Source organism: Catellatospora sp. NPDC049609 (assembly GCF_040675365.1).
In the GTDB taxonomy this organism is placed as follows: Bacteria; Actinomycetota; Actinomycetes; order Mycobacteriales; family Micromonosporaceae; genus Catellatospora.
In genome coordinates, this window is record NZ_JBFAOU010000004.1 from 1 (window position 1) to 25,978 (window position 25,978).

The 25,978-nt window shown below is 73.5% G+C and carries 21 protein-coding genes; 12 read left to right on the top strand and 9 right to left on the bottom strand.

The window, feature by feature from the left end:
* Window positions 1-183: 183 nt before the first annotated feature.
* Window positions 184-855 (top strand): hypothetical protein, encoded by a 672-nt coding sequence (locus AB0J67_RS01795; RefSeq protein ID WP_363475174.1) that lies wholly within the window; start codon window positions 184-186, stop codon window positions 853-855.
* Here AB0J67_RS01795 and AB0J67_RS01800 read toward each other — a convergent pair.
* Window positions 813-1,265, bottom strand: a complete 453-nt coding sequence (locus AB0J67_RS01800) for an NUDIX domain-containing protein (RefSeq protein ID WP_363475176.1) — start codon at window positions 1,263-1,265, stop codon at window positions 813-815. The two genes, AB0J67_RS01795 and AB0J67_RS01800, sit on opposite strands and share 43 nt — an antisense overlap.
* A gap of 73 nt (window positions 1,266-1,338) precedes the next feature.
* On the opposite strand from AB0J67_RS01800, the gene AB0J67_RS01805 reads away from it, so the two are divergent.
* The 4 genes from AB0J67_RS01805 to AB0J67_RS01820 all read left to right on the top strand — a co-directional run bounded on the left by AB0J67_RS01805 (window position 1,339) and on the right by AB0J67_RS01820 (window position 4,980).
* Window positions 1,339-1,842: a hypothetical protein gene (locus AB0J67_RS01805; protein ID WP_363475178.1), complete on the top strand. Its 504-nt coding sequence runs from the start codon at window positions 1,339-1,341 to the stop codon at window positions 1,840-1,842.
* Window positions 1,843-1,988: 146 nt separating this feature from the next.
* Window positions 1,989-2,723: a Clp protease N-terminal domain-containing protein gene (locus AB0J67_RS01810; RefSeq protein ID WP_363475180.1), complete on the top strand. Its 735-nt coding sequence runs from the start codon at window positions 1,989-1,991 to the stop codon at window positions 2,721-2,723.
* Window positions 2,716-3,681 carry an asparaginase domain-containing protein gene (locus AB0J67_RS01815; RefSeq protein ID WP_363475182.1) on the top strand — a complete coding sequence of 322 codons (966 nt, stop codon included), beginning with the start codon at window positions 2,716-2,718 and terminating at the stop codon, window positions 3,679-3,681. Before AB0J67_RS01810 ends, AB0J67_RS01815 begins: the two co-directional genes overlap by 8 nt.
* Before the next feature lie 126 nt (window positions 3,682-3,807).
* Window positions 3,808-4,980: a hypothetical protein gene (locus AB0J67_RS01820; RefSeq protein WP_363475184.1), complete on the top strand. Its 1,173-nt coding sequence runs from the start codon at window positions 3,808-3,810 to the stop codon at window positions 4,978-4,980.
* A 177-nt stretch (window positions 4,981-5,157) separates the two neighbouring features.
* On the opposite strand, the gene AB0J67_RS01825 is transcribed toward AB0J67_RS01820, so the two are convergent.
* From AB0J67_RS01825 to AB0J67_RS01840, 4 genes are all read right to left on the bottom strand, one after another.
* Window positions 5,158-7,317 (bottom strand): transglycosylase domain-containing protein, encoded by a 2,160-nt coding sequence (locus AB0J67_RS01825; RefSeq protein WP_363475186.1) that lies wholly within the window; start codon window positions 7,315-7,317, stop codon window positions 5,158-5,160.
* 225 nt (window positions 7,318-7,542) lie between these two features.
* Window positions 7,543-9,330 (bottom strand): serine/threonine-protein kinase, encoded by a 1,788-nt coding sequence (locus AB0J67_RS01830; RefSeq protein WP_363475188.1) that lies wholly within the window; start codon window positions 9,328-9,330, stop codon window positions 7,543-7,545.
* A 160-nt stretch (window positions 9,331-9,490) separates the two neighbouring features.
* Window positions 9,491-9,859, bottom strand: a complete 369-nt coding sequence (locus AB0J67_RS01835) for a PH domain-containing protein (RefSeq protein WP_363475190.1) — start codon at window positions 9,857-9,859, stop codon at window positions 9,491-9,493.
* A 65-nt stretch (window positions 9,860-9,924) separates the two neighbouring features.
* Window positions 9,925-12,204, bottom strand: coding sequence for a hypothetical protein (locus AB0J67_RS01840; RefSeq protein WP_363475192.1), 2,280 nt, complete (start codon window positions 12,202-12,204; stop codon window positions 9,925-9,927).
* A 176-nt stretch (window positions 12,205-12,380) separates the two neighbouring features.
* On the opposite strand from AB0J67_RS01840, the gene AB0J67_RS01845 reads away from it, so the two are divergent.
* Entirely contained in the window at window positions 12,381-13,430 is a 1,050-nt protein-coding gene (locus AB0J67_RS01845; protein ID WP_363475193.1) for a YihY/virulence factor BrkB family protein, read from the top strand.
* On the opposite strand, the gene AB0J67_RS01850 is transcribed toward AB0J67_RS01845, so the two are convergent.
* Window positions 13,431-13,916, bottom strand: coding sequence for a glutathione peroxidase (locus AB0J67_RS01850; RefSeq protein WP_363475195.1), 486 nt, complete (start codon window positions 13,914-13,916; stop codon window positions 13,431-13,433).
* A 572-nt stretch (window positions 13,917-14,488) separates the two neighbouring features.
* Between AB0J67_RS01850 and AB0J67_RS01855 the strand changes: the two genes are divergently transcribed.
* The 3 genes from AB0J67_RS01855 to AB0J67_RS01865 are packed head-to-tail and all read left to right on the top strand — an operon-like array spanning window position 14,489 to window position 16,825.
* Entirely contained in the window at window positions 14,489-15,097 is a 609-nt protein-coding gene (locus AB0J67_RS01855) for a hypothetical protein (protein WP_363475197.1), read from the top strand.
* A gap of 48 nt (window positions 15,098-15,145) precedes the next feature.
* The gene (locus AB0J67_RS01860; RefSeq protein ID WP_363475199.1) at window positions 15,146-15,628 is read left to right on the top strand and encodes a hypothetical protein; all 483 of its coding nucleotides are present in this window, start codon (window positions 15,146-15,148) and stop codon (window positions 15,626-15,628) included.
* 36 nt (window positions 15,629-15,664) lie between these two features.
* Window positions 15,665-16,825: an acetyl-CoA C-acyltransferase gene (locus tag AB0J67_RS01865; RefSeq protein ID WP_363475201.1), complete on the top strand. Its 1,161-nt coding sequence runs from the start codon at window positions 15,665-15,667 to the stop codon at window positions 16,823-16,825.
* A 484-nt stretch (window positions 16,826-17,309) separates the two neighbouring features.
* Here the strand turns inward: AB0J67_RS01865 and AB0J67_RS01870 are convergent, their stop codons facing one another.
* Window positions 17,310-18,599 (bottom strand): SLC13 family permease, encoded by a 1,290-nt coding sequence (locus AB0J67_RS01870; protein WP_363475203.1) that lies wholly within the window; start codon window positions 18,597-18,599, stop codon window positions 17,310-17,312.
* Between the two features lie 162 nt (window positions 18,600-18,761).
* On the opposite strand from AB0J67_RS01870, the gene AB0J67_RS01875 reads away from it, so the two are divergent.
* Both AB0J67_RS01875 and AB0J67_RS01880 read left to right on the top strand, forming a co-directional pair.
* The gene (locus AB0J67_RS01875; protein WP_363475205.1) at window positions 18,762-22,640 is read left to right on the top strand and encodes a P-loop NTPase fold protein; all 3,879 of its coding nucleotides are present in this window, start codon (window positions 18,762-18,764) and stop codon (window positions 22,638-22,640) included.
* Window positions 22,641-22,700: 60 nt separating this feature from the next.
* Entirely contained in the window at window positions 22,701-23,669 is a 969-nt protein-coding gene (locus tag AB0J67_RS01880) for a GNAT family N-acetyltransferase (protein ID WP_363475207.1), read from the top strand.
* Window positions 23,670-23,722: 53 nt separating this feature from the next.
* Here AB0J67_RS01880 and AB0J67_RS01885 read toward each other — a convergent pair whose 3' ends face one another.
* Window positions 23,723-23,911: a DUF4236 domain-containing protein gene (locus AB0J67_RS01885; RefSeq protein ID WP_363475209.1), complete on the bottom strand. Its 189-nt coding sequence runs from the start codon at window positions 23,909-23,911 to the stop codon at window positions 23,723-23,725.
* A 28-nt stretch (window positions 23,912-23,939) separates the two neighbouring features.
* Complete coding sequence (locus AB0J67_RS01890) at window positions 23,940-24,857, bottom strand: PfkB family carbohydrate kinase (RefSeq protein ID WP_363475211.1); 918 nt, start codon at window positions 24,855-24,857, stop codon at window positions 23,940-23,942.
* 222 nt (window positions 24,858-25,079) lie between these two features.
* Between AB0J67_RS01890 and AB0J67_RS01895 the strand changes: the two genes are divergently transcribed.
* The gene (locus tag AB0J67_RS01895) at window positions 25,080-25,850 is read left to right on the top strand and encodes a hypothetical protein (RefSeq protein WP_363475212.1); all 771 of its coding nucleotides are present in this window, start codon (window positions 25,080-25,082) and stop codon (window positions 25,848-25,850) included.
* The last annotated feature ends 128 nt before the right edge of the window (window positions 25,851-25,978 follow it).

Genomic DNA, 25,978 nt, shown 5'->3' on the forward strand with positions numbered 1-25,978 from the left:
GACGGAGATCACCGTCCGCGGCCCGCGCCGGTGGAGATAGGACGCAGAAGTTGTACGGTCGGATTGCCGACCGTACAGCACCCCGGTTGACCAGGCCGGACGTTGATCGGGAGCGGTTTACGGGCCGACCGGTGCGGCGCGGGTACTGGCTCTCGGTGGCGTGGCCGTCGCACAATGCTGATCATGCGTTGGTTCGGACCGCGGTGCCCCGTACGCCCCGAGGAGCACGCCTGGCTCGAGTCGTCCCTGACGTGGCTGGCCGCGGAGTTCGGGCGTGACCCGCTCAAGCCGCCGCCGGTCCGCCCGGCCGACCTGGTCCCCGAGGGTTACGCCGGCGGCGTGCAGGAGGCGCGCACCCTGCTCGACGCGGTGTGCGTGCGGATGGGCGTCGACCCCGTCCGGGTGGAGCTGGAGCTGCACTCCGGCCCGGTGCCCGACGGGCACCACCGGGTGCGCGCGGGTCACCCCGTGATCACCGTGGGCTTCGGGCACGCCGCCTCCCCGGTGCCGCTGGTCGCGACCATCGCCCACGAGCTGGCGCACGTGCTGCTGCTCGGCGACGAGCGGATCGCGCCGGAGCACCCGGACTCCGAGCGCCTGGCCGACCTGGCCACCGTCTACTTCGGGATGGGCGTGTTCGGCTCCGCCACGGCGGTGCGGTGCGCGCGCCGCCGGCCCGGGATGAACCTGCCGCTGTACGGGTACGCGCTGGCGCACTACGCCTGGCAGCGCGGCGAGACCGCGCCGGACTGGGCCGCCGACCTGCGCTTCGCCCCGCGCCTCTACCTGCGCCGGGGCCTGCGGCACCTGGCCTACCGCGCGGCGACCGACCCGGCCTCGGCCCACTCGCTGTAGGGCACGCCCGCGCGCCGGTGCGCCAGCGCCGCCCCGGCGTAGCCGACCAGCGGCGAGGGCAGCTTGTGCAGCGAGAACCAGTGCAGGTCGGCGCACTTGTCGGGCTCGGCGTTGACCGGGCTGCCCGACCACCGCCGCACCTCGAAGAACAGGTTGAGCCGCGGCGGCTGCTCGGCGTAGTGCAGCAGGTGCACCAGCTCGGCGTCGGCCGGGTCGAGACCGATGCCCAGCTCCTCGGCCGCCTCGCGGACCAGCGCGTCGAGCGGGGTCTCGCCCGGCTCGACGTGCCCGGCGGGCAGGTGCCAGCACCCGTCCGACCAACCGGTGTTGAACCGCAGCCCCAGCAGCACGTCGTCGGCGCGCCGGAGGATCAGGTGGACCGCGACGATCGCCTGTGCCCTGTGCTTCACCTGCGCATTCTCGAACACCTGTACGATCTTCGTCAAGCGGCGCGCCGGTCGGGCGGCCTCTAGGATGCCGACCATGACCACCCCTGTCACCACCGGAGCCGCGCAGAGCGTCAAGCCGCTGCGGCTGCTGTTCGCGCTGGCACTGCTCGGGTACACCGCACTCCACCTCGGCTTCAAGCTGCTGATCTGGATCATCCCGGCGATGGGCACCACCCTCGTCTCCCGGTCGCAGTCGGCCGGTTTCCTCGACCTGTTCGTCATGTCGTTCCCGCTGGTCGCTGTGCTGATCGCCACCCACGTCGCGCCGCCGCTGCCCGCCGCGAAACTGCTCACCGTGGTCGCGCTGGTCGAGTACGCCGTGTCGGTGTTCTTCGGCGCGATCACCTTCCTCATCGGGCTGGGCGGGCTGGGATACGTCGACACCTTCCCGGAGACCGTCGACGCGTTCGGCCACATCGTGCTCACCGTCGCCAGGCTCGGCCTGGTGGCCCTGGCCGGCTACGCCGTGCTGCGGGTCTTCCTGGCGCTGGGCGGCCGGATCTCGCTGCCCACGGCACTGAACCCGCCCTCCGCGTGACCGGCTGACCCGACCCGCTGCTCCGGCCCGAGCCGTCACGACGACGGCCCGGGCCGGAGCTTTTGCAGCTCAGTGGTGGGGTTATAGATTTGTACCCCCACAGGGGGTATACAGGAACCACCTGTAAACCTCCAGAGGGAGCAGCCATGCCGAAGATCAACGTCTACCTACCCGATGACCTCGCCGACGCCGTGCGCGAGACCGGGGTGCCGGTCTCCGCGATCTGCCAGCGGGCGCTGGAGCAGGCCGTGCGCCGCGTCACGGCGATCCGCGCCGGCGCGCTGTCGGACCTGGACGGTGCCGACCTCGCCGCCCGGCTGCCGCACGCGACCGAGCGCACCCGCACCATCGTGCGGCTGGCCGCCGAGCAGGCGCGCGACACCGGCGCGCCCGTGGTGAGCACCGGCCACCTGCTCGCCGCGCTGCTGGCCGAGGGCGAGAACCTCGCCCTGCGCGTGCTCACCGCGCTGGAGGTCGACCCGGCCGAGCTGGGCCGGCGGCTGGCCGCCGAGCGTGACGCCGAGCCGGGCGCCGGGCCGGACGGCGCCCGGCAGCTCAGCGTGCCCGCCGCGGGCGCACTGGAGCTGGCCGTGACCGAGGCGGCCGGCTTCGGGCACAACTACCTCGGCAGCGAGCACCTGCTGCTGGGGCTGGTCGCCGAGCCCGACGGGGCGGCGGGGCGGGTGCTGCGGGCCGCGGGGGTCGAGCTGCGCCCGGCGCGCCGCGCGGTCGCCGCCGCGCTCATCGGGTTCGCCCACCTGCGCGCCAAGGCGCAGCCGCTGACCGACCCGGCGACGCTGGTCGACGCCGTACGCCGGGAGATCCTGCCGCTGGTGGAGCGGGTCGAGCGGCTGGAGGAGCAGGTGGCCGCCCGTGGCTGACCGGGTGCTGCTGCTGGGCACCAAGGACACCGTCGCCTACCGCCGCCGCCCGGGGCACGAGTCCGTCGCCACCGCGGCGGAGCTGCTCGCGGCGGCGGGCCCGGTCGCGGCCGAAGTGACCACCGTGGACGTGACCGGCGAGCCCGGCTGGGACATCTCGCCGACCACGATGCTGGCGCTGGCCCGGCGGGTGCGCGAGGCGGTGACCGGTGGCGGGTACGCCGGTGTCGTGCTCACCCAGGGCGTCGACGCGCTGGCGGAGACGGCGTACCTGGTGGACCTCGTGGCGGGGGAGGCCGCCGAGCGGGCGGGGATCGTGCTGACCGGCGCGGTGCGGGCACTGGACGACCCGGACACCGACGGCCCGGCCAACCTCGCCGCGGCGCTGGCGGCCGCCGCCGACCCGGCGTCCCGTGGGCTCGGCGCGGTGGTCTGCGCGCACGGCGAGCTGCACGGCGCCCGGTGGGTGACGCTGTCCGACGCGTCCCGCCCGGACGGGTTCAGCTCGGCGCCGCATGGGCCGGTCGCGTCCGTGGTGGACGGGCGGGTGCGGCGGCTGGCCGCCCCGCCGCCCCGGCCGCCTGCGGTGTCCGGGCCGCCGGAGTGGGACGTCGCGCTGGTCAAGACGTACCCGGGCCTCGACCCGCGGGTCCTCGACGCGCTGGCCGACCTCGGCGTCCGGGGCGTGGTGCTGGAGGGCACCGGTCGCGGCAACGTGCCGGCTAGCCTGTTCGCCGCGATCAGCCGGCTGCTGGAAGACGGCGTGCCGGTGGTGGTCGCCTCCCGCAGCCACCACCCGGTCGCGGACGTGCTGCCGCCGGACCAGGCGATGGCCGAGCTGCTCGGCGCGATCGGCGCCCGCGGCCTGCGCCCGGAGCAGGCCCGGGTGGCGCTGATGGCGGCGCTCGGCGACGGGCCCGGCGTGGACGCGGTGCGCGACTGGTTCGCCCGACTCTGATGGGTTATGCGTCGCACACCCTGTCCGTCGGGGTGTAAGACACCTGACTGTACTTAGCTGTGATTTGCCCTAGTGTGCGGCTTGAATACCGTCGCCGCGCTGTGTGCGCGCACACTGGGGAGCGTCATGGACGTCAGGACCGTCGGCGGCACGACCCGCCTCCAGCCGGACTTCACCCGGGTCAACGAGCTGGCGGTCCGGACAGAACGGCTGCCACGCCGGGAACGCGACGGCGTGCTGCCGTTCTCCGGCGTGACGTGGCTCTGGGTCGGACTGTCCGTGCTGCTGCGCCTGCTCGTGTGGACGGCGGCCGCCGCGCTGTGCGTCGGCGCGGTCGCCGCCGCCACCGTCGAGCCCGGCGTGCCCGGGGCCGTGGTCGTCCCGGTCGCGGCGGTGGCGCTGGCCGTCGTGCTCGGATACCTCGCCCGGCGGCTGCGCCGCCGCAGCGCGGCGAGCTGGCAGGCGGCCGTGGTGCGCGAGTACTGGTCCTGGCGGCGCCCGCCGGGCCGCTTCGAGCACGAGCCCGTCGCCCTGGACCTGCCCTCCTGGCTGCGTGACCCGCTGCACCGGCGCGTGCTGCGCCGGCTGCGCCCGGCCCGCCCGGCCGCCCCGCACGCCGACCGGCTGCGGTGGGCGCACCGCTGGGCGCTCAGCCGCGAGCTGCGCGCCGCCGCGCCCCGGCTGAGCGTGGTCACCGCGCTGGCCGCCCTGCTCACCGTCGGCGCGTGGCGCGCGGGCTGGCTGGCCGCCGCGGCACCCGCGGTCGTGCCGGGCGACGTCCGGCTCGGCGGCCGGGTGCCCAACCCGGAGGTGCTGCCCGCGCTCGACGTCGCGGTCGCGGCCGCCACCGACTACGCCTGGCAGCTGGCCGACCTGGTGCCGCTGCTCGGGCTCACCGACGTGCTCGGCTGGGAGCGCCCCGCCGCGTTCGCCGGGGGCGGCCTGCAGGACGCGCTCGCGCTGCTGTTCCGGCTGTCGGTGCTGCTGGTCGTCGCGTCCACCGTGGTCGCCATGCTGGGCCGCCGGGTGGACGTGGACGCCAAGCCCCCGCTGCTGGCCGGCCAGGTCGAGCGGGCGGTGGTGGAGGAGCTGGTCAGCGCCCGCCGGCTGCTCGGCGACGGCGGCCGCCACGACGCCCGCCTGCTCGCCGCGGCCTGCCGCCGTCTGCGCGCCGACGAGGTCCCGGTCCCCCCGCCCTTCGAGGAGTGGAACGCCGAGTCCCTCTGCCACACCCTCGGCCTCGAACAGTCCTGGATGAACGACTGGCGCGTCCCCGAGCAGCGCTCGGTCCTCTCCTGAAAGGAAGGGCACCTTCTTAACCCTATGGGTAGAGGAAGGGCACCTTCTTAACCCCGTCCGAGGCAGCGGGATCGATACGGCGCCGCCCGCGCCACCGGTGCGGGTGGGCGGGACCGAAACCGTTAAGAAGGGCACCTTCCACCACGCAGAGCGTTAAGAAGGTGCCCTTCCTTTCCCTCAGTTGAGGATGTCGCGCGACGGCGGGTTGAAGTCGCGGACGGGCTTGTCCTTGAGGGCCTCCTTGAGGGAGTTGGCCACCGCGTCCAGCGGCATGTTGTAGTTGCCGTCGCCGGCGACGTTCTTCACGTAGTCGGGGTCGGCGATGAAGCTGGCCGCGGCCAGTTCCGGCGTGAAGCCGACGAACCAGGCGGCGCGGGTGTCGTCGGTGGTGCCGGTCTTGCCCGCGATCGGGCGGTTCATCAGGCCGTACACCCGCGAACCGGTGGACCAGTCGCCGCAGCTGCCGCGGGCGGCCTTGTACCCGGTCACGCAGCGCGCGGCGTCGGTCGCGGCGCGGCCCACGTCCTGGCTGAACACCCGGGCGCACTGCGGAGCGGCGGCGTCGACCTGCTTGCCGTCCACGGTGGTGGTGAACTCGGCACCCTCCGGCGTCTTGATCGACAGGACTGGGCTCGGCTTGCAGTACATGCCCTCCGCCGCGACCGTGGCGTACGCGTTGGCCATCTCCAGCGGGGTCGTGTCGGCCACCCCCAGCGTGAACGCGCCCCACTTGTCGGCGTGCTTGGGTGAGGCGTGCAGCCGGTCCACGTCGGTGTGCCAGGTCAGGCCCATCTTCTCGGCCATCCGGACCGCCTTGTCCGAGCCCACCGCCTGCTCCAGCTGTACGAAGTACGTGTTCACCGACTTGCCGAAGCCGGAGTACATGTTGTGCTTGCCGGTCATGCTGCCGCTGGCGTTCGACGGGCACCAGCGGTTGCCGCACGCGGCCGGCCCGCCGGGCTCGACCACGTAGATCGAGGTGTAGCGGTGCGGGGCGTAGAACGACTTGGACATCTTCATGCCCGCGTCCAGCGCCGCGACCATGGTGAACATCTTGAACGTCGACCCGGCCTGGTAACCCGGGATGTCACCGCCGCCCAGCAGCGGCGCGACCGTGTTCGGGTAGCTGCCCTTCACGTCGAAGGAGCGCTTGATCGGGTCGGAGTTCGGCCCGTTCTTCGACTGGTCCATCGAGTAGTTGCGGTTGACCGCCATGAGCAGCACCCGGCCGGTGCCCGGCTGCACCATCACGTTGCCGTACGCCAGCCGCATGTTCGTCGACGAGCGGCTGAGCAGGTCCTTCATCGAGTACGCCTGCAGCTTCGGGTCCAGGCTGGTGACGACCTTGAAGCCGCCGGTGCGCAGCTTGTCCAGCCGGGCCACCGGGTTGGGGCCGAACGCGGGCTGCTGCATCCACCAGTTCTTGAAGAAGTCGCAGAAGAAGCCCCAGTCACGGGTGCCGGCCGGCACCGAGGCGCAGTCGCGGGGCGGGGCGGACAGCTTCAGCTTGATCGGCTCGGCGATGGCCCGGTTGGCCTGGTCGGCGGTGATGAACCTGAGGTCGGCCATCCGCCGGATCACGTAGTTGCGCCGGTCCAGCGCCGGCGTGGTCTGGTTGGCCGGGTCGAACGCCGACGGCGCCTTGACCAGCCCGGCCAGCGTGGCGGCCTCGACCAGGGTCAGGTCCTTGGGCTCCTTGGAGAAGAAGATCTGGGCGGCGGCGTAGATGCCGTACGCGCGATGGCCGAAGTAGGCCATGTTGAGGTAGCCCTCCATGATCTGCGTCTTGGTCCACTGGCCTTCCAGCTTCATCGCGAGGCGGATCTCGGTGAGCTTGCGGGTGGGGGTCTGCTCGGTCGCCGCGATGGCGTCCTGTGCGGTCACCGCGCTGTCGCGCAGCGCCATGCGCACGTACTGCATGGTCAGCGTGGACGCGCCCTGGGAGACCTCGCCCTGCTGGCGGTTGGCGACGAAGGCGCGGGCGATGCTCTGCAGGTCGACGCCGTTGTGGGTGTAGAAGCGGGCGTCCTCGGCCGCCAGCACCGCGTTGATCACGTTCGGGTTGACCGAGGTCAGCGGCACGAACTTGCGATGCTCGTCGTAGAACATCGTGATCAGCGACTTGCCGTCGTTGGCGTAGACGTACGTGGTCTGGCCGACCTGATGATCCTGGAGCTGGGTCGGGAGGTCGTTGTAGATGGCCGCGCCCTTCATGGCACCGATGCCCGCCGGAACGGCCAGCGGTAGCGAGGCGAGGGCGACGACCACCCCGCCGAGGACACCGGTCCGCAGCAATCCGCTGTACCGGCCGAACGCGCTGATTAACCGCTGCACCATAGCCACGAATATAGGCAGCTCAGCATACCGAAGTGAGGGAGATTCACTAATGCTTATGCGGCCGATTCGCGTGTGGAGCGACCGCGTCGGCCACCGGCCCCAACGGCCGTCCAGCCGGGTCCCGGCGAACGCACAGCCGACCGTCAGGACGGTGGGCGGACCCGGGCCGGACGTCGCCGTCGACCCGGCCGCCCCGGACTCCACCCTAGGGCGCGACGGGGCCGCTCAGGCCGCACTCGCCCAGACCGCGGCGTTGCGGTAGCGCACCTGCCACGGCGCCGTGCCGATGTGCCCCACGGTGTCCACGCCCAGCACGACCCTGCCCTCGGCGAAGGTGGCGTCGTCCAGCGCGATGCCGGGCAGCTCCTTGCCGCCGAGGAAGAACCGGAACTGCGAGCCCTGCGCCGAGACGCCGACCCGGTGGAACCTGTCCTGCGCCAGCTTCCTGGCCAGCGGCAGCTCGCGCAGGATGCGCCCGCCGCTGGGGTCGCCCTCGGCGTGCCGGATCACCGAGACGGTCTCCTGGCACACCTTCAGCTCGTAGCCCCGGAAGGCGATCTGGCGGTAGAAGACCGCCGCGCAGGCGCCGTCGGTCAGCAGCGCCAGGTCGACCTCGAACCGGAAGTCGGCCAGCGTGTCCTTGGGCCCTCCGCACTGGTAGGACCAGTCCTTCAGGGTGGTCGCCACGTACGAGCGGCTCTCGAACAGGCAGGTGGCCCCGTTGGGGTCGTCATCGCGCCTTTTCCAGAACCGCTCCACGCTCAGCGCGTCCTTCAGGTACGGCGCGGCCGCGGCCGGCACGCTCGGCGACGGGGACGCCGACGGCGACGGGCTGGGGGAGGGGCTCGGCGAGGCCGACGGGCTCGGTGACGCGGTGGGCGACGGCGACGCGCTCGCGGTCGCGCTCGGCGAGGGCGAGCTCTCGGGACCGGCCGCGAACCCGGCGGGCAGCGGCAGCGCCCCGGTCAGCAGGGCCACCGTGAGGCCGCCGAGCAGCAGCGTGGACGCGCCCAGCCCGGCCGCGACCGGCTTGGCCCAGCGCGGACCGCCGTGGCGGGGCCCCTTGAGCCCTGGGTCTCCGGTGCCCGTCGGGTCGGCGTCGACCACCGCGAACTTGCTGCCCGCCTCGGCCGCCGCGGCGGCCTGCCGGGGCAGCTCACCCGAGCTCAGCGCCCGGTCCGGGCCGGTGGTGAGCAGCCGGTCCAGCAGGTCGCGGGCGGTGGGCCGGTCGGCCGGGTCCTTGGCCAGCGCGGCCAGCACCAGCTCGCGCAGCGGCCCGGACAGGCCGTCCAGGTCCGGGTCCGAGGTCATGATGCGCATCGCGACGGCGGGCATCGAGTCGGCGGCGAAGGTCACCCGGCCGGTGCCCGCGTACGCGACCACGGCGCCCCAGGCGAACACGTCGGCGGCCGGGGTGAGCGCCTTGCGGGCCTTGGTGTCCAGCCGCTCCGGCGCCATGTACGCCACGGTGCCGATGAGCTGGTCGGTGCGGGTGTTGCCGGGCTGGCCCTCCACCGCGCGCGCGATGCCGAAGTCGATCACCTTCGGGGTGCCCGGCGCCAGCAGCACGTTGCTGGGCTTGAGGTCGCGGTGGATGACCCCCGCGCCGTGGATCGCGGTCAGCGCGGTCGCCACCCCGATGGCCAGGCCGTGCAGGTTCGCCGGGGTCAGCGGCCCGCGCAGCTGCACGACGCTGGACAGGCTCGGGCCGTCCACGTACTCGACCACCAGGTACGGCGACTCGTGGTCGGGGTCGGCGTCGAGCACCTCGGCGGTGCAGAACGGCGGCACCTGCTTGGCCCGCTCGACCTCGCTGCGGAAGCGCTGCCGGAACTCGGGCTCCCCGGCCAGGTCGGCCCGGATCACCTTGACCGCGACGATGGTGTCCTTCGGGTCCCGCGCCAGGTATACGCTGCCCATGCCGCCCTCGCCGAGCCGGCCGAGCAGCGTGTACCCGCCGAGTTCACGCGGATCCGTGGACCGCAGCGGCCGTGATGCGTCGGCGCCGACCATGGTGGGCTGGTCTCCCGTTCTCTCCGCCCGGCCGGGCGCGACCTGCCGCCGCGTCCTGACCGGACCCTCCCCACGAGTTCAGGCGACATACTGCCATCTCGCGGTCGCCGCCTGTGACCCTGGCGGATAACGAAACGCGCAAGGGGGCGCGGGAGGTTGGTCAGCCCGTGATACGGGTCAGAATCAGATCGTGGACATGGTGGCTCTTCTCGTCACCGCGGAACTCCATCTCGTACACGTGCGTGCCGACGTTGATGGCGATCGCTCCGGTGGAGAAGAACTGCCCCGCCCAGGACTTGTTGCTGACCACGCTCACGCTGGTGATCTTGTTGTACGGGATGCTGGTGATCGCGGTCTTCTTGCCCACGAAGGACTTGTCCTGAATGATCACCCGCCGGTCGGTCAGCCCGATGAAGCCGGTGCCCGCGCCGATGGCGTCGTACACGGCGATCACCTGCTCGCCGGGCAGCAGGCCGCTCTGGATCTGCTGCAGCTGCTCCTTGCGGTCGTACGCGATGCTCGTCGTCATGGCCACGACGCTAGATCGGCCGTGCAAACCACCTGCTCCGGCCGATCCGCGTCCTGGCAGCGGGACTACTCCCGGCTCAGCGTCCACACCCCGTTGGTGTCGATCACCACGACCACGGTGCCGTGCGGCAGCACCGTCTCCCCGGTGAAGTCGCCCTCCTGGCTGATCAGCGTCGCGCTGTCCGAGCCGATCGCCTGCACCGTGAACTTGCCCTTGCCGCGGTGGTCGAACGCGACCCGGGTGGAGTCGGCCGCGCTGCGCGGGATCAGCAGCACGTCCGCGCCCACCCCGGAGGCGGTGCCGCTCCACGTCGGCGACGCGGCGAGCGGGCGCACCACCATCCGCCAGCCGCCGTCGGCCTGGATGCTCACCGCGGCGGGCCGGATCTCGCCCAGGTCCAGCGGCCGTACGCCCTCGTAGCTGTCGGTGGTGGAGACCAGCGTCTGGATCTCCTGGCCGTCGGCCTTGACCGTGCGCACCACGAAGTCGCCCGCCCCGGCATAGGTCAGCGCCACCGTGTGGAAGGTGTCGCCCAGCTCGACCGGCACGGTCTGCGGCCCGGTCCCCTCGAAGACCTGGTCCTGCGGTTGCGCCGGGGCGGCCTGCCGGGTCGGCGACGGCACCGGACGCCCCTGCGCCTCCTGCGTGGGTGCTGTCCCACCCGGAGTCTGCACCGTGGTGGCGCCCGGTTCGGCCACGCCCGCGGGGGTGGCGCCGGGCCGCAGGGCGAGGAAACCGCCGATGCCCAGCACCGAGCAGAGCAGCAGGCCCGCCGCGCCGCCCAGGGCCCACGCCCACCACGGGCGCGGTGACACCGGCGCGGCATGCGCGGGCACGTGCGGCCCCGCGTGCGCGGGCGTGTGCGGGGCGGCCGCCGGACCGCCGGCGGCTATGGCGAACCCGGCGGAGCTCGTCATCGCGGGCTCCGGCACCGGGTCGTACACGGGTGCCGGGGTCACCGGCTCGGCCTGCGGAACCTCCGCCGCCGGCGTGGACGGCGGGTCGGCCGGCGCGGCGGCCGGGTCGGTCACCAGGTCGGTCACCGGCTCGGGAACGGCCTCGCCGGACGCGGCCCAGGCCGGCTCGGCCGATCCGGCCGGCTCCGGGGACCACGCGGGCTCCACTCGCTCGTCGCGCCAGGCGGGCGCGGCGTCCGGGAGGACGCCGGGTGCGGGCTCCACCGGCACGCCGACCTGCTCGGCGGCGGCGGCGAAGACCGGCGTGTCGACCGCCGCCACCGGCTCGGCGGCGAGCACCGGCGCTGCGGCAGGCCCGGCCGTCACCGGCTCGGCCGCCTGCGAGGCGAACTCCGGTGCGGCGCCGTGCACGGTCGCCACGGGTTCGATGTTGTGCACGTCCGCCACCGGCTCGGTGCTGTGTGTGACCGCCACGGGCTCGGTGCTGTGTGTGACCGCCACGGGCTCGGCGCCGTGCGCGACCGCCATGGGCTCGATGCCGGGCAGGGCCGCCACGTGCTCGGTGCTGTGCGCCGGTGCTGCCTGCTCGGCCGCGTGCGGCTCGGCGACCTGCGAGGCGAACACCGGTTCAGCGGTGCGCGTCGGCGTTACCGGGTCGATCGTGTGACGGAGCGTCACCGGGTCGGCGGTGTGCACGAGCGTGGCCGGGTCGATCGTGTGACTGAGCGTCACCGGTTCGGTGGTGCGCGCGGACGTCACCGGGTCGGCGACGGACGTGCCGGGAGGCGGCCATCCGGTGGCCTGCGCTGCGGAGAGCGCCGGCTCGGCGACGGGAGTCCCCGCTGGTGACGGCTGCGCCGCGGAGTCCAGGTCCGGCGACGCGGGCTCGGCGGAGACCGTCGGCTGCGCGTCCGCGGCGTGCGCCGCCGCCGCGGCGGCGAGCGTTGGAACCGCGTCGGCCACCGGTTCGGCGGCGGACGGGGCCGATAACTGGTCGGCGTTCGTGGAGATCACCGCATCGGCGGCGTGGACCGTCGTGGCGGCGACCTCGTCCCCGGCCGCCGGCGCGGCCTCGGCCGCCCAGACCGGCGTGATCTCGGGCGCCGCGTCGCCGAACGGCACGCCTGCCACCGGCAGCTCAGGTCCGAGCTGCTCGCCGAGCGGCACGCCCGCCACCGGCTGCTCGGCTCCGAGCTGCTCGCCGTGCTCGCGCACGAAGTCGTCGACGCTGGTCAGCGGACCTGCCGCGAAGCCGTCCTCATCGGTCAGCTCGAACAGCAGCGTGGGGTCGTCAGCGCCGTCGGGGATCCAGAACTGCCAGTCCTCGGGCGCCTGGGGCCAGCTCGGGTCGGGCCGCCACCCGGCCGGAGGCGTCCAGTCCTCCGGCGGCGTCGGCCATCCCGGTGGCGAGTGGTATTTCCAGCCCATGCCGAACCCCCGTCGTGCTCACCGCGCCTGCACTGCCGTTACCGGGGGTGACCTGATCATACGTGCCCGGTGCGGGCCGCGTGGGTGATCCACAGACGACGGCCTTGTCCGGCCGTGGCCTCCTCTGATGTCATACGGTGCACCGATCGACACACTGCTCTGCCGCGGAGGCCACGTTGGCGCGTACGAGGGAGCCGGGCCGGGCATACCGGGACCGGCTGGTCAGAATCCTTGCCCGCGGGCCGCGCAGCCCCTCGGAGCTGGGCCTGCGGGCCTGGCTGCGGGTCGCCCGCCGGACGGTGGTGGAGCTGCTCGGCGACGAGCTGGCCGACCGGGCCGCGGCGCTGACCTACTACAGCGTGCTGTCGATCATCCCGGGGCTGCTGGTGCTGGTGGCCGGGGTCGGCCTGTTCGGCCAGGCGACCAGCGAGGCGGTCGCGGAGAACCTCAGCGAGCTGACACCGCCGCCGGCCCGGCACGCGGTGCTCGACATCATCGACAACCTGCGCTACGACCAGCGGGCGGCGGGTATCGCGGCCGCGGTCGGCCTGGCCATCGCGTTCTGGTCGTCGACGAGCTACATCGGCGGGTTCATGCGGGCCGCCAACGTCATCTACCGGGTGCCGGAGGGCCGGCCGCTGTGGAAGACGGTGCCGGTGCAGCTGTTCGTCACCGCGGTCACCGGCGTGTCGCTGGCGGCGAGCGCGCTGGCCGTGGTGCTCAGCGGGCGGGTGGCCACCAGCGTGGCGCAGGCCTTCGGGGTGCAGGACACCACGGTGAAGGTGTTCGACGCGGTGAAGTGGCCGGTGCTGGTCGTGGTGATCAACATGCTGCTGGCACTGCTCTACTGGGCGGCGCCGAACGCGCGGCAGGGCGGGTTCCGCTGGATCACGCCGGGCACGATGGTGGCGATGCTGAGCTGGATCGCGGTGTCGGCCGGGTTCGCCTACTACATCGCCACGTTCGACTCGTACAACAAGACCTACGGCGCGCTCGGCGGCGTCATCATCTTCCTGGTCTGGCTGTGGCTGACCAACGTGGCGGTGCTGCTGGGCGCGAAGTTCGACGCGGAGTTGAGCCGGGCGCGCGCCATCGCGGCCGGGCTGCCGCCCGACGCCGAGCCGTACCTGCCGCTGCGCGACGTGCCCAAGCAGGAGCCGGTCGACGTGGACCGGCTGCTGCCCGCGGCACCGGAGGAGGAACGGCCCGGCGCGGGCGGCGACTGATCAGGCCAGTGCCCGCTCGACGGCGCCGACCAGCTCGGCCGACTCCGGGGTGACCTGCGGGCGGAGCCGCGCCACGACCGTGCCCGAGCGGTCGACCAGGAACTTCTCGAAGTTCCACGTCACGTCGCCGGCCTCGCCGTCGGCGTCGGCGGTCTGCGTGAGCAGGTCGTAGAGGGGGTGCCGGCCCGCGCCGTTGACCTCTGCCTTCTCCGTCAGCGGGAAGGTGACGCCGTAGTTGACGTCGCAGAACTCGGCGATCTCGTCGGCGGTGCCCGGCTCCTGCCCGCCGAACTGGTTGCACGGCACGCCGAGCACGACCAGGCCCCGCTCGCCGTAGGTCTCGGCGAGCTTCTGCAGGCCGTTGTACTGCGGGGTGAGCCCGCAGCGCGAGGCGACGTTGACGATGAGCACGGCCCGGCCGCGGTACTGCGCGAGGTCGGCGTCGGCGCCCTGCAGCGTCTTGATCTGTACGTCGTAGATGCTCATGGTGGCCAACCTTAGCCGCCGGGCAGGGGCGGTCCGCAGGTCGACACCGATCATCCGATGCCGGACCCGCCCATCGATCCGCGAAGACCACTCAAAGCGGCTATTCCTATAGATATCCCTATCAATAGGATTTAGGTATGCGATGTGAGGTCTGCGCTCTGGAGAACGACGCCTCCACCCGTGCGTGCGCGGGCTGCGGCAGCCCCCTCGCATCGGTCGGCCACACCCCACCCGTCGTGCCGTTCGCCGAGGGTGGGGCCGGTGTCCCGTGGTCGGACGGTCCGCGCGCGGCGCAGCCTGAGTGGATGCCGGGACCGCAGGCACACTCTGACGGACAGCCCGTGCCTTCGGCCGCGCCCGACCCGCAGGGCGCCATCCCGCCTCAGCCGGTCTTCCCGCCTCAGCCGGTCTTCCCGCCTCAGCCGGTCTTCCCACCGCCTCCGCTGGTTCCGCCGCAACCTGCCTTCCCACCGCCGCCGCTGGTTCCGTCGCAGCCTGGGTACCCGTCGCAGCCCGGGTACTTGTCGCAGCCCGCCCCGGCGGTCCGTCGCACGGCGTGGGGCTGGCCGCTGGTGCTTGCGGCGTTGATCCTCGCCGGCGGCGGTGTGGCCGCGAGCCTGCTGCTCAGGGACGGCACGCCCGGCACCGCCGACCTGGCGACCGGCCCGACCACGCCCGTCGCGGTCGAGACGTCGGCGGGCCCGCCCGCTCCCGTCGCGCCCGTGGACGTCGCGACGGAGCAGGCGGGAGCGCTCGACCGGCTGCTCGACGCGAGCGTCGTCAGCCGCGGCAAGCTCGGCTCGGCGATCAGCCGGGTCGAGGGCTGCTCCGGGCTGGCCGGGGCGATCGACGACCTGGGGGTGGTCGGCGACGAGCGGCGCAGCCAGCTCCAGCAGCTCGCCGTGCTGGACCTGTCGGCGCTGGCCGACGGCGAGCGGCTGCGCGCCACACTGGCCCGGGCGCTGCAGCAGTCCCTGTACGCCGACGAGAGTTTCGTCAGCTGGGCACGGTACGTCGCGAACAGCGGCTGCCCCGGCGGCTCCGCGCCGCACAACCCGGCCTATGCCGACGGGCAGGCGTACTCCACGGCGGCCGGCACGGCGAAGAACGCCTTCATCGCCCTCTGGAACCCGGTCGCCATCCGGTTCGGCCTGCCGGCACGGTCACGGGACACCATCTGACGGGCCGCCCGTCCGGTGCCGTGGGCACGATCTGCCACCATGTCCGTCATGACGAGCATCGAGCCGGATCAGGATGTGAGCCCGGCTTCCCGGGCCGCCCGCGCCGCGGGCTGCGCCTTCTTGTCCCTGGCGGTGTGGATGGGCATCGCCTACCTGCTGATCCAGCTGCGCGACTGCCAGAGCGAGGGCTTCCAGTGCCTGGGCGATGCGCTCGGCATCATGTTCCTGTGCCTGCTCGGCGCGATGGCGACCATGTGGCCGCTGCTACGGCTCGTGCGGGTGCGGCCGGCCTGGCCGGTGGCGCTGGCCGGGCCGGGCGTGCTGGCGCTGCTGGCCTTCGGCTGGCTCGTCCGGGGCTTCCTGAACTCGCCGCAGCTGTGGGTGGTCGCGGTCATGGTCGCGTACGCCGTCGGCGCCGTCCTCGTCGACCGCGCGGTCGCCGCGCGGGTCCGCTGGATCGTGCTGGGTGTGCTGGTGGCGCTGGTGGTGGCGCAGCTCGTGGCCTGGACGGTGGGCCGGATCGGGGCCTGATCGTCCGTTCAGGTTACTTCGCAGTAGGCTTCGGTCATGCGTGATGCGGTGATCATCGGAGCGGTGCGTACCCCCGTCGGCCGGCGCAACGGCGGACTGTCCGGCGTGCACCCGGTCGACCTGGCCGGCCAGGTGCTGCAGGACCTCGGCGACCGCACCGGGTTCGACCCGGCCGACGTCGAGGACGTGATCCTCGGCTGCGTCTCGCAGACCGGCGAGCAGTCGTGGAACATCGGCCGCAACGCGGTGCTGGCCGCGGGCTGGCCGGAGAGCGTGCCCGGCACCACGCTCGACCGCCAGTGCGGCTCCAGCCAGCAGGCGCTGCACTTCGCCGCCGCGACCGTGCTGTCCGGCCAGGCCGACCTGGTCGTCGCGGCGGGCGTGGAGTCGATGAGCCGGGTGCCGATGGGCTCGTCGGTCGGCGAGCTCGGCGTGCCGTACGGGCCGGAGCTGCGCACCCGCTACGCCGGGGTCGAGGGCTTCGCCGGCGACGCCCCGGTGCCGTTCAACCAGGGCGTCGGTGCCGAGATGATCGCCGCGCGGTGGGGCTTCGGCCGCACCCAGCTCGACGAGTACGCCCTGGCCAGCCACGCCAAGGCGGCGGCCGCGTCAGACGGCGGGCTGTTCGCCGCGGAGATCGTCCCCGTCGGCGACGTGCACGCCGACGAAGGCATCCGCCGCGACACCTCCCTGGACAAGCTCGGCCAGCTCGCGACCCCGTTCAAGGCCGACGGCGTGGTCACCGCGGGCTCCGCGTCGCAGATCTCCGACGGCGCGGCCGCGCTCGCGGTCACCACCTCGCAGTGGGCGGCCGCGCACGGCTTCACGCCGCTGGCCCGGGTGCACACCGCCGTCGTCGCCGGCGACGACCCGGTCGTCATGCTCACCGCGCCCATCCCCGCCACCGCGAAGGCGCTGCGCCGGGCCGGGCTGTCCATCGCCGACATCGGCGCGTACGAGGTGAACGAGGCGTTCGCCCCGGTGCCGCTGGCCTGGCTCGCCGAGACCGGCGCCGACCCGGCCCGGCTCAACCCGCGCGGCGGCGCGATCGCGCTGGGCCACCCGCTGGGCGCCAGCGGCGCGCGGCTGATGACCACGCTGCTGCACCACATGCGCGACAACGGGATCCGCTACGGCCTCCAGACGATGTGCGAGGGCGGCGGCATGGCCAACGCCACCATCGTCGAGCTGCTCTGAGCTGCGCTCGCTGACCGCTGCGCGATCATCGCGGCGCTGGGCGGGCGTGAGCTGAAGTCCCCGGCGCCGCGGCAACGCCATGGCTCCGGTTCGGCTTTGCTCTGCTTACTAATACGCGCGTCGGCATCGCCGACCGGGTCGCCGGGCAGACCACCGGCCTGCTGTCGGGCTTCCCGCTGTACCCGTCCGCCGACCTGGGCTGAGCCCGCGCACCGGGACGGGTAGCCGGTCCGCGCGTCCCGCCACGTCCCGCCCGGCCCGGTGTTGATCGCGAGTTCTGGTCGGGATCTGCAGTCTGGCTACGGATTCTGACCGGAAACAGCGATCATCGGGCGAGGCGTGGGTGCCGCGGTGAGCCGCAGCGTCCCGCCCGTCCCGCCCCGCCTGGTGTTGATCGCGAGTTCTGGTCGGGATCTGCGGTCTGGCTGCGGATTCTGACCAGAGACAGCGATCGGTGCGTATCCGTAAGCAGAGCAAAGCCGAGTCAGAGGTGGATGCTCAGCAGCAGGCCGCCCACGCTCGCGGCGAAGGTGAGCACCGCGGTCACCGTACCGGCGAGCATGAACCGGCCCCACTGGATCTTCAGGCCGGCCGAGGTGCAGCTCTCCGCCCAGATCAGGGTCGCCAGCGAGGCCCACGGCGTGATCAGCGGACCGACGTTGGTGCCGATCAGCAGGCCGAGCAGCTGGTCGTGGTTGGCGACCGGCACCACGGCCTCGCCGGCGAGGTAGACCGGCAGGTTGTTGAGCACGTTCGACAGGACCCCGCCGGCGGCCGCCGCACGGATCACGCCCTCGTCGCCGGGGTCGGTGCCGATGAGCGCGGTCATCCAGTCCGACAGGCCGTGCCGGCCGATGGTGTCCACGACCAGGAACAGGCCGGTCACGAAGACCAGCAGCCGCCAGGGCAGCAGCTTCCAGGACAGCTCCGCCCGCCGCCACACCGCGAACGCGACGACGACCGCGACCGCGCACAGCGGCGCGACCCAGTAGATGCTCAGGCCGGTGATCACCCCGAGGATGAACACGGCGCAGGCCGCCGACCCGGCGATGAACAGGCGCCGGTCCACGGGCTTGACCGGCGCGGGCGGCTCGTAGCGGGCGGGGCTGCGGCGCCAGTAGAACAGCCACAGGCACCCGGCGACCACCAGCAGCGCGCCCAGCTGCGGCAACGCCATGCGGGCGGCGAACTCCAGGGGTGACAGCTGCACCCGGTTCATGGCGAGCAGGTTGGTGAGGTTCGACACGGGCAGCAGCAGGCTCGCCGTGTTGGCGAGCCAGACCGTGGTCATGGCCAGGGGCAGCGCGGGCACGCCGGCCCGCACCGCCGTGGCGAGCATGACCGGGGTGAGCAGCACGGCCGTGGTGTCGAGGTTGAGGAAGATCGTGGTGGCGGCCGCGAAGAGCAGGCACAGCGCGAACAGGGCGAGGTTGCTGCCGCGGGCGGCGATGGTGATGCGGGCCGCGATCACGTCGAAGACCTGCGCGCGGGCGGCCAGCTCGGCGAGGATGATCACCGCGCCGAGGAAGATCAGCAGCGGCAGGATGCGTTCCACGGTCTCCCGCGCGTCGGCGCGGGGCAGCAGCCCCAAGGCCACCGCGAGCACTCCGCCGACCAGCAGGCCGACCCGCACCCAGTCGAGGGCGTCGACCCGGCGCCACCACGGTCTCGGCGGCGCGGGCAGCTCGGCGACGTCAGTGGTCTGGATCATCGTCACCTCGGCGGCGGGGGAGGAGCCGGCCCGGGCGGGCCGGCCGGCCTTGGTGGTCTTCACTGGTCGATCAACACCTTGCCATGCGGTACGCATGTGCGCCGATCCTCGTCTTTGGAGGGATGGCGCACTCGTGCTGGAGATGAAATATTCAGATGGCTTGTGGGGCACGTTATCGCAGCGGGGCCACACGCGTTGACCGAGCCGCGGGGGGCGCAGAAACTCATGACGCAGTCGGCCACGGCCGGGTTGACCGGTGCCGTCCAGCACATGTGCTTCCTCAGCGTCGGCGACCGGATGGTGCTGGCGGTCGCCCGCAACCAGGGTATTGAACTGGTGGACCCGGACACCGGCGGGTCCCTGCGGATCATCGACCCCGACCGGGTCGCCGGCGCGGTGCACCCGCTGCCGTCCGGTCCGGGCGCCACGCTGCTGCTGGCGGGTGGGGTCGACGGCACCGTGCGCTGCTACGACCCGGCCACCGGCGCGCTGGTCAGCAGCCGCCGGCTGGGCCCCGGCGGGGTCAAGGACCTCGACGAGTTCGGCGAGAACGGCGCGCGCGCCGTGGTCGCCGTGCTCGACAGCGGGGTGTACCTGTGGCACCTGGAGGCCGACGAGGTCACCCGGCTGCCCGACCCGCCCGACAGCGACCCCGCCCGGCTCTACCGCACCTGCGCCTACCGCGCCGCCGCCACCCAGTGGGTGACCTGCGCGTACACCGACGGCCAGCTGGCCACCTGGGACCTGGGCCGGGGCACCTCGGCCCTGCAGCGCGCCCACGACGGCCCGATCTGGTCGCTGATCGTCACCGCGGACGGCGAGGACGGCGACACCCCGATCGTGGTCAGCGGCGGCGCCGACCGCCACATGCGGGCCTGGCGGGTCGGCGGCGCCGAGCTGGTGCCGCGCGAGGCGTTCACCGCCGACGGCACCATCCGCCGGCTCGGCCACGTCTCCGACCAACGGACCACGATGCTGATCACCGCCTCGGCCAGCGGCGCGGTCGCGCTGTGGCGGCTGGACGGCTCGCGCGACCGGCCCGAGTTCAAGGTCGACCACCACTCGGGCGAGGTGTGGGCGCTGGCCTGCCTGACCACCGACGACGGCGTGGTGATCGCCTCCGGCGACATGAACGGCCAGCTCAAGATCAAGCGGTTGAGCACCGCGCTGCTGACAGCCGAGTCGTCGCGGGTGGTGTACCGCAGCGAGACCACCATCTGGGCGCTCACGCACGGCGAGACCGCCGACGGCACGTACCTCGCCTGTGCCGGGGTGGACCAGGCGGTCAGCGTGATCGACCCCACCCGCGCCCGCGACCCGCTGTTCCTGCGCCGGCACTCCAGCACCGTGCGGGCCCTGGCGGCGGGCGGCGACCCGGACCGGCCCCACCTGGTCAGCGGGGGCGCCGACCACCGCGTGCTCGACTGGGACCCGGCGAGCGGCCGGCTGCGCGCCGAGCTGCCGATGGGCCACGTCGGCGAGGTGTGGGCGCTGGCGACCTACCCGGGGCCGGACGGGCTGATGCTGGTCAGCGGCGGAGCTGACGGCACCGTGCGGACCATCGCGCTCGACCCCGCGCCCGGCACCGTGCCGGTGGCCCGGGTGCTCGCCACGGACTGCGGCGAGGTCAACTCGCTGATCCCGGTGCCCGACGGCGACGACATGCTCGTCGTCGTCGGATCGAGCCGGGGGCTGCGGGCGGTGTCGACCGCGACCGGCGCGGGCCGGCCGCTCGGCCTGCACGCGGTCGGCGTCGCCGCCGGCCTGCAGGACGCGGGCCGCCACCTGGTCGTCTCGGCGCGCCAGGACGGCGTGGTCGAGCTGATCGACCCGATCACCGGGGCCCAGCTCTACCGGATGGGCAGGTCGTACCTCACCGGGCAGGTCAAGGCCCTGCACGGCGTCGACGTGCAGGGCACGGTGTTCGTCCTCGGCGCGTGCGACGACGGGCACGTGCTGGTCTGGCACGTCGACGGGACGCTGGTCGGCACGCCGGCCCGGGTCAACACGGCGGGCATCCCCGCGATCGACGTCGTGGAGATCGCGCCGCAGGCGAGCACGGTCGGCCGGCGCGCCGCGATGATCACCGGCGGCCAGGACGGCCACGTCCGGCTGTGGCCGGTGACCGCCGACAGCCCGCTGCGCTCCGGCGGCTCGGTCGGCCGCGGCGTGAAGCCGGCCTCGATCCTGCTGCAGGACCAGCCCAGCCATGACGACCATCTGGCCCGCGACCCGCTGGTCGAGACCCTGTTCGACGCGCTCACCGCCGAGGAGACCCGGCCGCCGGTCGTCGTCGGCGTGCACGCGCCCTGGGGTCAGGGTAAGTCGAGCCTGCTGCGCCAGCTGCGGGTGCGCATCGACCCCTGGTCGGCGGACCTGGACGCGAACACCAACTCCCGGCCGGACAAGGCGCCCACGCACACGCTCGCGGCGCTGCCGCGCGAGCCGCGGTGGTGGCAGTTCCGGCGGCGGTCCCGGCCGCCCCGGGTGCGCCTGCGGCTGACCCGCGCCTGGGCGTGGAGCCAGATCCAGCGCTCGGGCGACCACGACGCGCCGCTGGCGTACGAGATGACGACGCTGCGCCCGCGCGACGGCCGCCCCGCGCCGATCACCGTGTGGTTCAACCCCTGGATGTACGAGCGCACCGACCAGATCTGGGCCGGGCTCACCCGCGAGATCCTCATCGCGGTCACCGAGCGGCTGGCCAAGGCCGAGCGCGAGCGGCTCTGGTTCGACCTCAACCTGCGCCGCACCGACCCGACCGCGATGCGCAAGCGGATCATCGCCAGCTACATCCCGCGCTCGCTGGCGGGCCTGCTCACCGGCGGCCTGCTGCTGTTCACCGCGGCCGTGGCGGTGGTCTCGATGGGCGTCACCGCGATCAACAGCCCGAGCGTCGCCGCCTTCCTCGGCCCCACCACCCTGATCATGCTGGCTGTGCTGGGCACCATCGCGCAGCTGACCAGCGGCTCGTTCAAGCACATCCACGGCTGGGTGGCCCCGGACGAGCTGAACAGCACCGCGGGCCCCGAGCACGCCTGGAAGGGCACCAGCGACCCGCTGACCTCCACCGACCGCGGCTACCTCTACATGCTGCAGCACGACGTCGGCAGCGTGGTCAAGCTGGCCACCGCCAACAACCCGCTCTACGTGTTCATCGACGACCTCGACCGGTGCGGGCCGGAGATCGTCGCCGACACCATCGAGGCCATCAACCTCTTCCTGAACAAGGCGTTCGGGCAGTGCGTGTTCGTGGTGGCGCTCGATCCGGCGACGGTGGCGGCGCACCTGGAGACCGCGTTCGCCGGCATCAACGACCGCGCCCGCGACGATCCGCCGAGCTTCGGCCACCTGCGCCACACCGGGTGGCGGTTCATGGAGAAGATCATCGACCTGCCGATCCGCCTGCCCCGGGTGCCCGACGTGGCGCTCAGCCAGTACCTGGACCGGCTGCTCGAACGCGGCTCCGGCAACGCGATGTCACCGGCCGAACCCGCCGCCCCGGACGCGCAGCGGGTGCCCAGGCCGCGCACGCCGGCGGGGGAGACCGCCGCAGCCGCCGCGGCGCCCGCGGCGGCGCCCGCCACCGACGCGCCGACCACGGTCGAGGTCGTCCTCATGCCCAGCAGCGGCACGCCCGACGCGGTCGCGGTGGTGTCCGATCTGGAGACGCTGGCGGAGGTACGCGACGCGCTGCGCAGCGCGGTCCTCAGCCTGCCCAGCCGCAACCCCCGCCAGACCAAGGCCTTCGTCAACCTGTGGCGCTTCTACATGGTGCTGGAGCACCGCAGCGGCCAGTTCAGCACCAGCCGGCTGGCCATCGAGCGGCACAGCATCGAGATGGCGCGGCTGGTCGAGCTGATGGTCCGCTGGCCGTTCCTGCTGGACCTGCTCGGCGAGCAGGCGGTCGAGGGCGACTCCCAGTCGCCGCTCGTGCTGGACCTGCTGGTCGAGGCGTGCGAGGACGACCCGGCGTGGGCGGCGGCGGTCGCCGCGACCAGGCTGGACCCCGCGGACCGGTCCGTGGTCGCGCTGCGCCAGCTGCTGGCCCAGGCCCGGCCGCACAAGCACGTCTTCCTGCCGATCGCGCACCGCTACCTCTGACGCGCGGACCCGGTCGCCAAACCGCTGGCGCGGGCGGCCGGGTCGCGCTACAACACGAGCATGGCTGTGACACCGTTCGATCCGCGGCTCGCCCTGCGGGAGCAGCTCGCCTGCTGGCACGCGGTGGCGTCGGCCGCCGACCGCCACGACGACCCGGGCCACCCGGACCTGCCGCCGGCGGTGCGCACCGCGGCACTGGTGACGCCGCACCCGGACGGCCGGATGCTGCGCTGGCTGGCGTGCGCCGACGGTGAGCCGGTGGGGCTCGCCGAGCTGTTCCTGTCCGACCGGGAGAACCTCGGCTGGGGCTTCGGCTCGGTGTCCGCCCGCCCGGACCGCCGCCGCGCCGGGCACGGCACGGCGCTGCTGGCCGCGGTACGCGAGGCGACCGCGCGCGACGGCCGCGACACCCTCGTGCTCGACGCGGCCGCGGACACACCCGGTGCCGCCTGGGCCGCGGCAGCGGGCGCGCGACGGGTGCAGCGGCTGTGGGAGTCCGAGGTGGACCTGTGCACCGCCGCCCCGGTCGACGTCGCGGCACCGCCCGGCTACCGGCTGGAACGCTGGCGTGACGGCGTGCCCGACGCGCTGCTGGCGTCGTACGCCGCGGCCACCGACGCGATGGCGGACTCGCCCGACGGCGGGCTGGGCTACCTGTCCGCGCCGAACTCGCCGGAGCACGTGCGGGCGGTCGAACGCCGCGCCCGCGCGGCCGGGCTCGAACGCCGGGTCGTCGCCGCCGTGCACGAGGCCGACGGCACGGTGGCCGGGCTCACCGTGCTGGAGATCCCGCTGCTCGCCCCGGAGCTGGCCCACCAGGACGACACCGTGGTGGTGCCGGCGCACCGCGGCCACGGCCTCGGCCTGTGGGTGAAGGCGGAGATGCTGCGCTGGCTGGCGGCCGACGGCGGCGCGGTGCGGCGCATCCGCACCACCACCGAACCGTCCAACGAGCACATGCTGCGCATCAACGAGCGGCTCGGCTTCCGCCGCAGCCGCGTGCTGGAGCAGTGGACGCTGCCCGTCTGAGACGACTCAGGGGTGCGCGCCTCGCGGCACGCACCCCTGAGAGGACGGTCAGGTCAGCGCTGACCGCCGCCGCCCTTGTCCTGCTTCCAGGACCAGGGACCGGGCAGGTCCACCCGGTGCGCGCGGGTTCGGGAGTTCCACGACCAGCGGCCGATACGCAGACTCCATGAGGACAGGCCGCCCTGGGTGAAGTTCAGGCGCAGGGGGCCGAGTTTCCAGGTCTTCCGGAACAGCAGGCTCATGGACCCCATGTAACCGCAACCGCGCCACTCAAAACGTGGTGCCGCGTGCCAACAACGCGTCGCGGTCGATCGGGTCCACTTCGGTCGCCGCGACCGTGCACGCGTGCGCGCCCGCGATCGCGCCGAGCCGCGCGCACTCGTCCGGGTCGCGGCCGTCGAGCAGGCCGAACAGGAACCCGGCGGCGAACGCGTCGCCCGCGCCGTTGGAGTCGCGCACCGGCCGCGGCGGCGTCACCGCGGCGAACCGGCGTACCCCGCCGTCGGCGCGGGTGAGCAGGTAGCCGCCGCGGGCGCCGTCGGTCGCGACGACGGTGTGCGCCCGGCCGAGCCCGAGCACGCCGCGCATCACCGCCTCGGGGTCGGCCAGCGCGGTGGCCGACAGGAACACCACGTCGGCCGCGGCGGCGAACTGCGCGTGGTACGGGTTGTGCCCGTCCCAGTCGTGCAGGTCGGTGGAGACGGTCGTGCCGAGCCCGGCGAGCTGCTCCAGCGCGTACGCCCCCGGATGGGTGATGCACACGTGCACGTGCCGGCAGCCGTCGGCCAGCTCCGCCAGCAGCGCCTCGGGGAAGCGGTCATGCTCCCCGCCGCGGCTGACGTCGTACAGCGACAGCCGCCGCCCGTCCGGGCCGACCAGGTTGACCGCCCGCTTGGTGCCGGCGGCCGTGGCCAGGGCGGTGAACCGGCTGCCCGAGCGGTGGTGCAGGTCGCGGACCAGGGCGCCCTCGGGGTCCTCGCCGAGTACGTCGAGCAGGTGCGTGCGCAGGCCCAGGGCGTGCAGGCCGAGCGTGACGTTGTCGCCGGTGTGCCCGGCCCGGGTGGTGATCGCCGGGACCGGGTAGCTGTCGGCGTACGGCAGCGGCAGCTGCGGGACGTCGACGATGGTGTCGACGCCCGCCCCGCCGAGCACGAGGACGTCGAGGGGACCGTGATGAGCAACACGCATGTCGCGGCGCCTTCCTGGGTAGGTGAGTCGACGTTTCAGCCCGCGCGGGCCGCATCCGCTGCGGGGTCCGCCGAGGTCGCGACAGGTGTAGCGCTGATCATCACCGGGACCGCCCGCCGGCGTCAAGGCGCGGTGCGTGCCGCGCGCGCCTGGCGGGGGTTCACTAGGCTGCTGTTTTGTGCCCCGGGCCGCCGCCCGGGGTCCGATGGGGAGGGAAGACACGTGAGAGTACGTCGTTTCGCAGTGGCGGTGGCCGGTCTGGCCACGATCGCGGCGCTGGCCGCCTGCCAGGAGACCCCGGCTGAGACGCCGGGCACCGGCGCGTCCGCCAGCGCCTCCGCGCAGACCCAGGCCTCGGCGTCCGACGCCCTGGCGAAGGCCTCGACCAAGCTGCGCGAGACCACCGCCAAGATGACCATGTCGATGACCGGCACCGCCGAGATGAAGGTCACCGGCAGCATCGACGGCCCGAAGAAGGCCTCGGCGATGGTGATGCAGGTCGGCGTCATGGGCCAGAACCTCAACATGGAGACGATCCAGCTCGGCGACGAGCTGTGGCTCAAGGCCGCGGGCGTGCCCGGCATGCCGGCCGACTGGATGCACGTCGACATCGCCAAGCTCGGCGCCGAGAGCACGCTGAAGAAGCAGATGCAGGACCCGTCGTACACGGAGAACCTGCTGCGCAGCGCCGCCGCCGTGGAGTGGGACGGCACCAACAAGGTCAAGGGCACCATCGACATGACCAAGTCGCCGACGATGAACGCGGCCGCCGCCGCGGCGCTGGGCGCCAACGCGGGCGCGGTGCCGTTCGAGGCCACCCTCGACGACCAGGGCCGCCTGCTGACCATGACCGTCAAGGTCGGCCAGGCCATCCCGCAGGCGGGCGTCGGCGACATGACCGTCGCCTACAGCAACTACGGCGAGGCGGTCACCATCGCCAAGCCGACCGGCAAGATCGTCGAGGCCCCCGCCGCCATCCTGGGCGCCCTCTGACCGCACGCCGTCGGCGCGGGCCGCTCGGGGACGACCCGAGCGCGGACCGGACGGCCGGGCAGCCCCGCTGACCCGTCCCGCGTGACACTGTGATCGGAAACGCCCCACCGCACCGGCGGTGGGGCGTT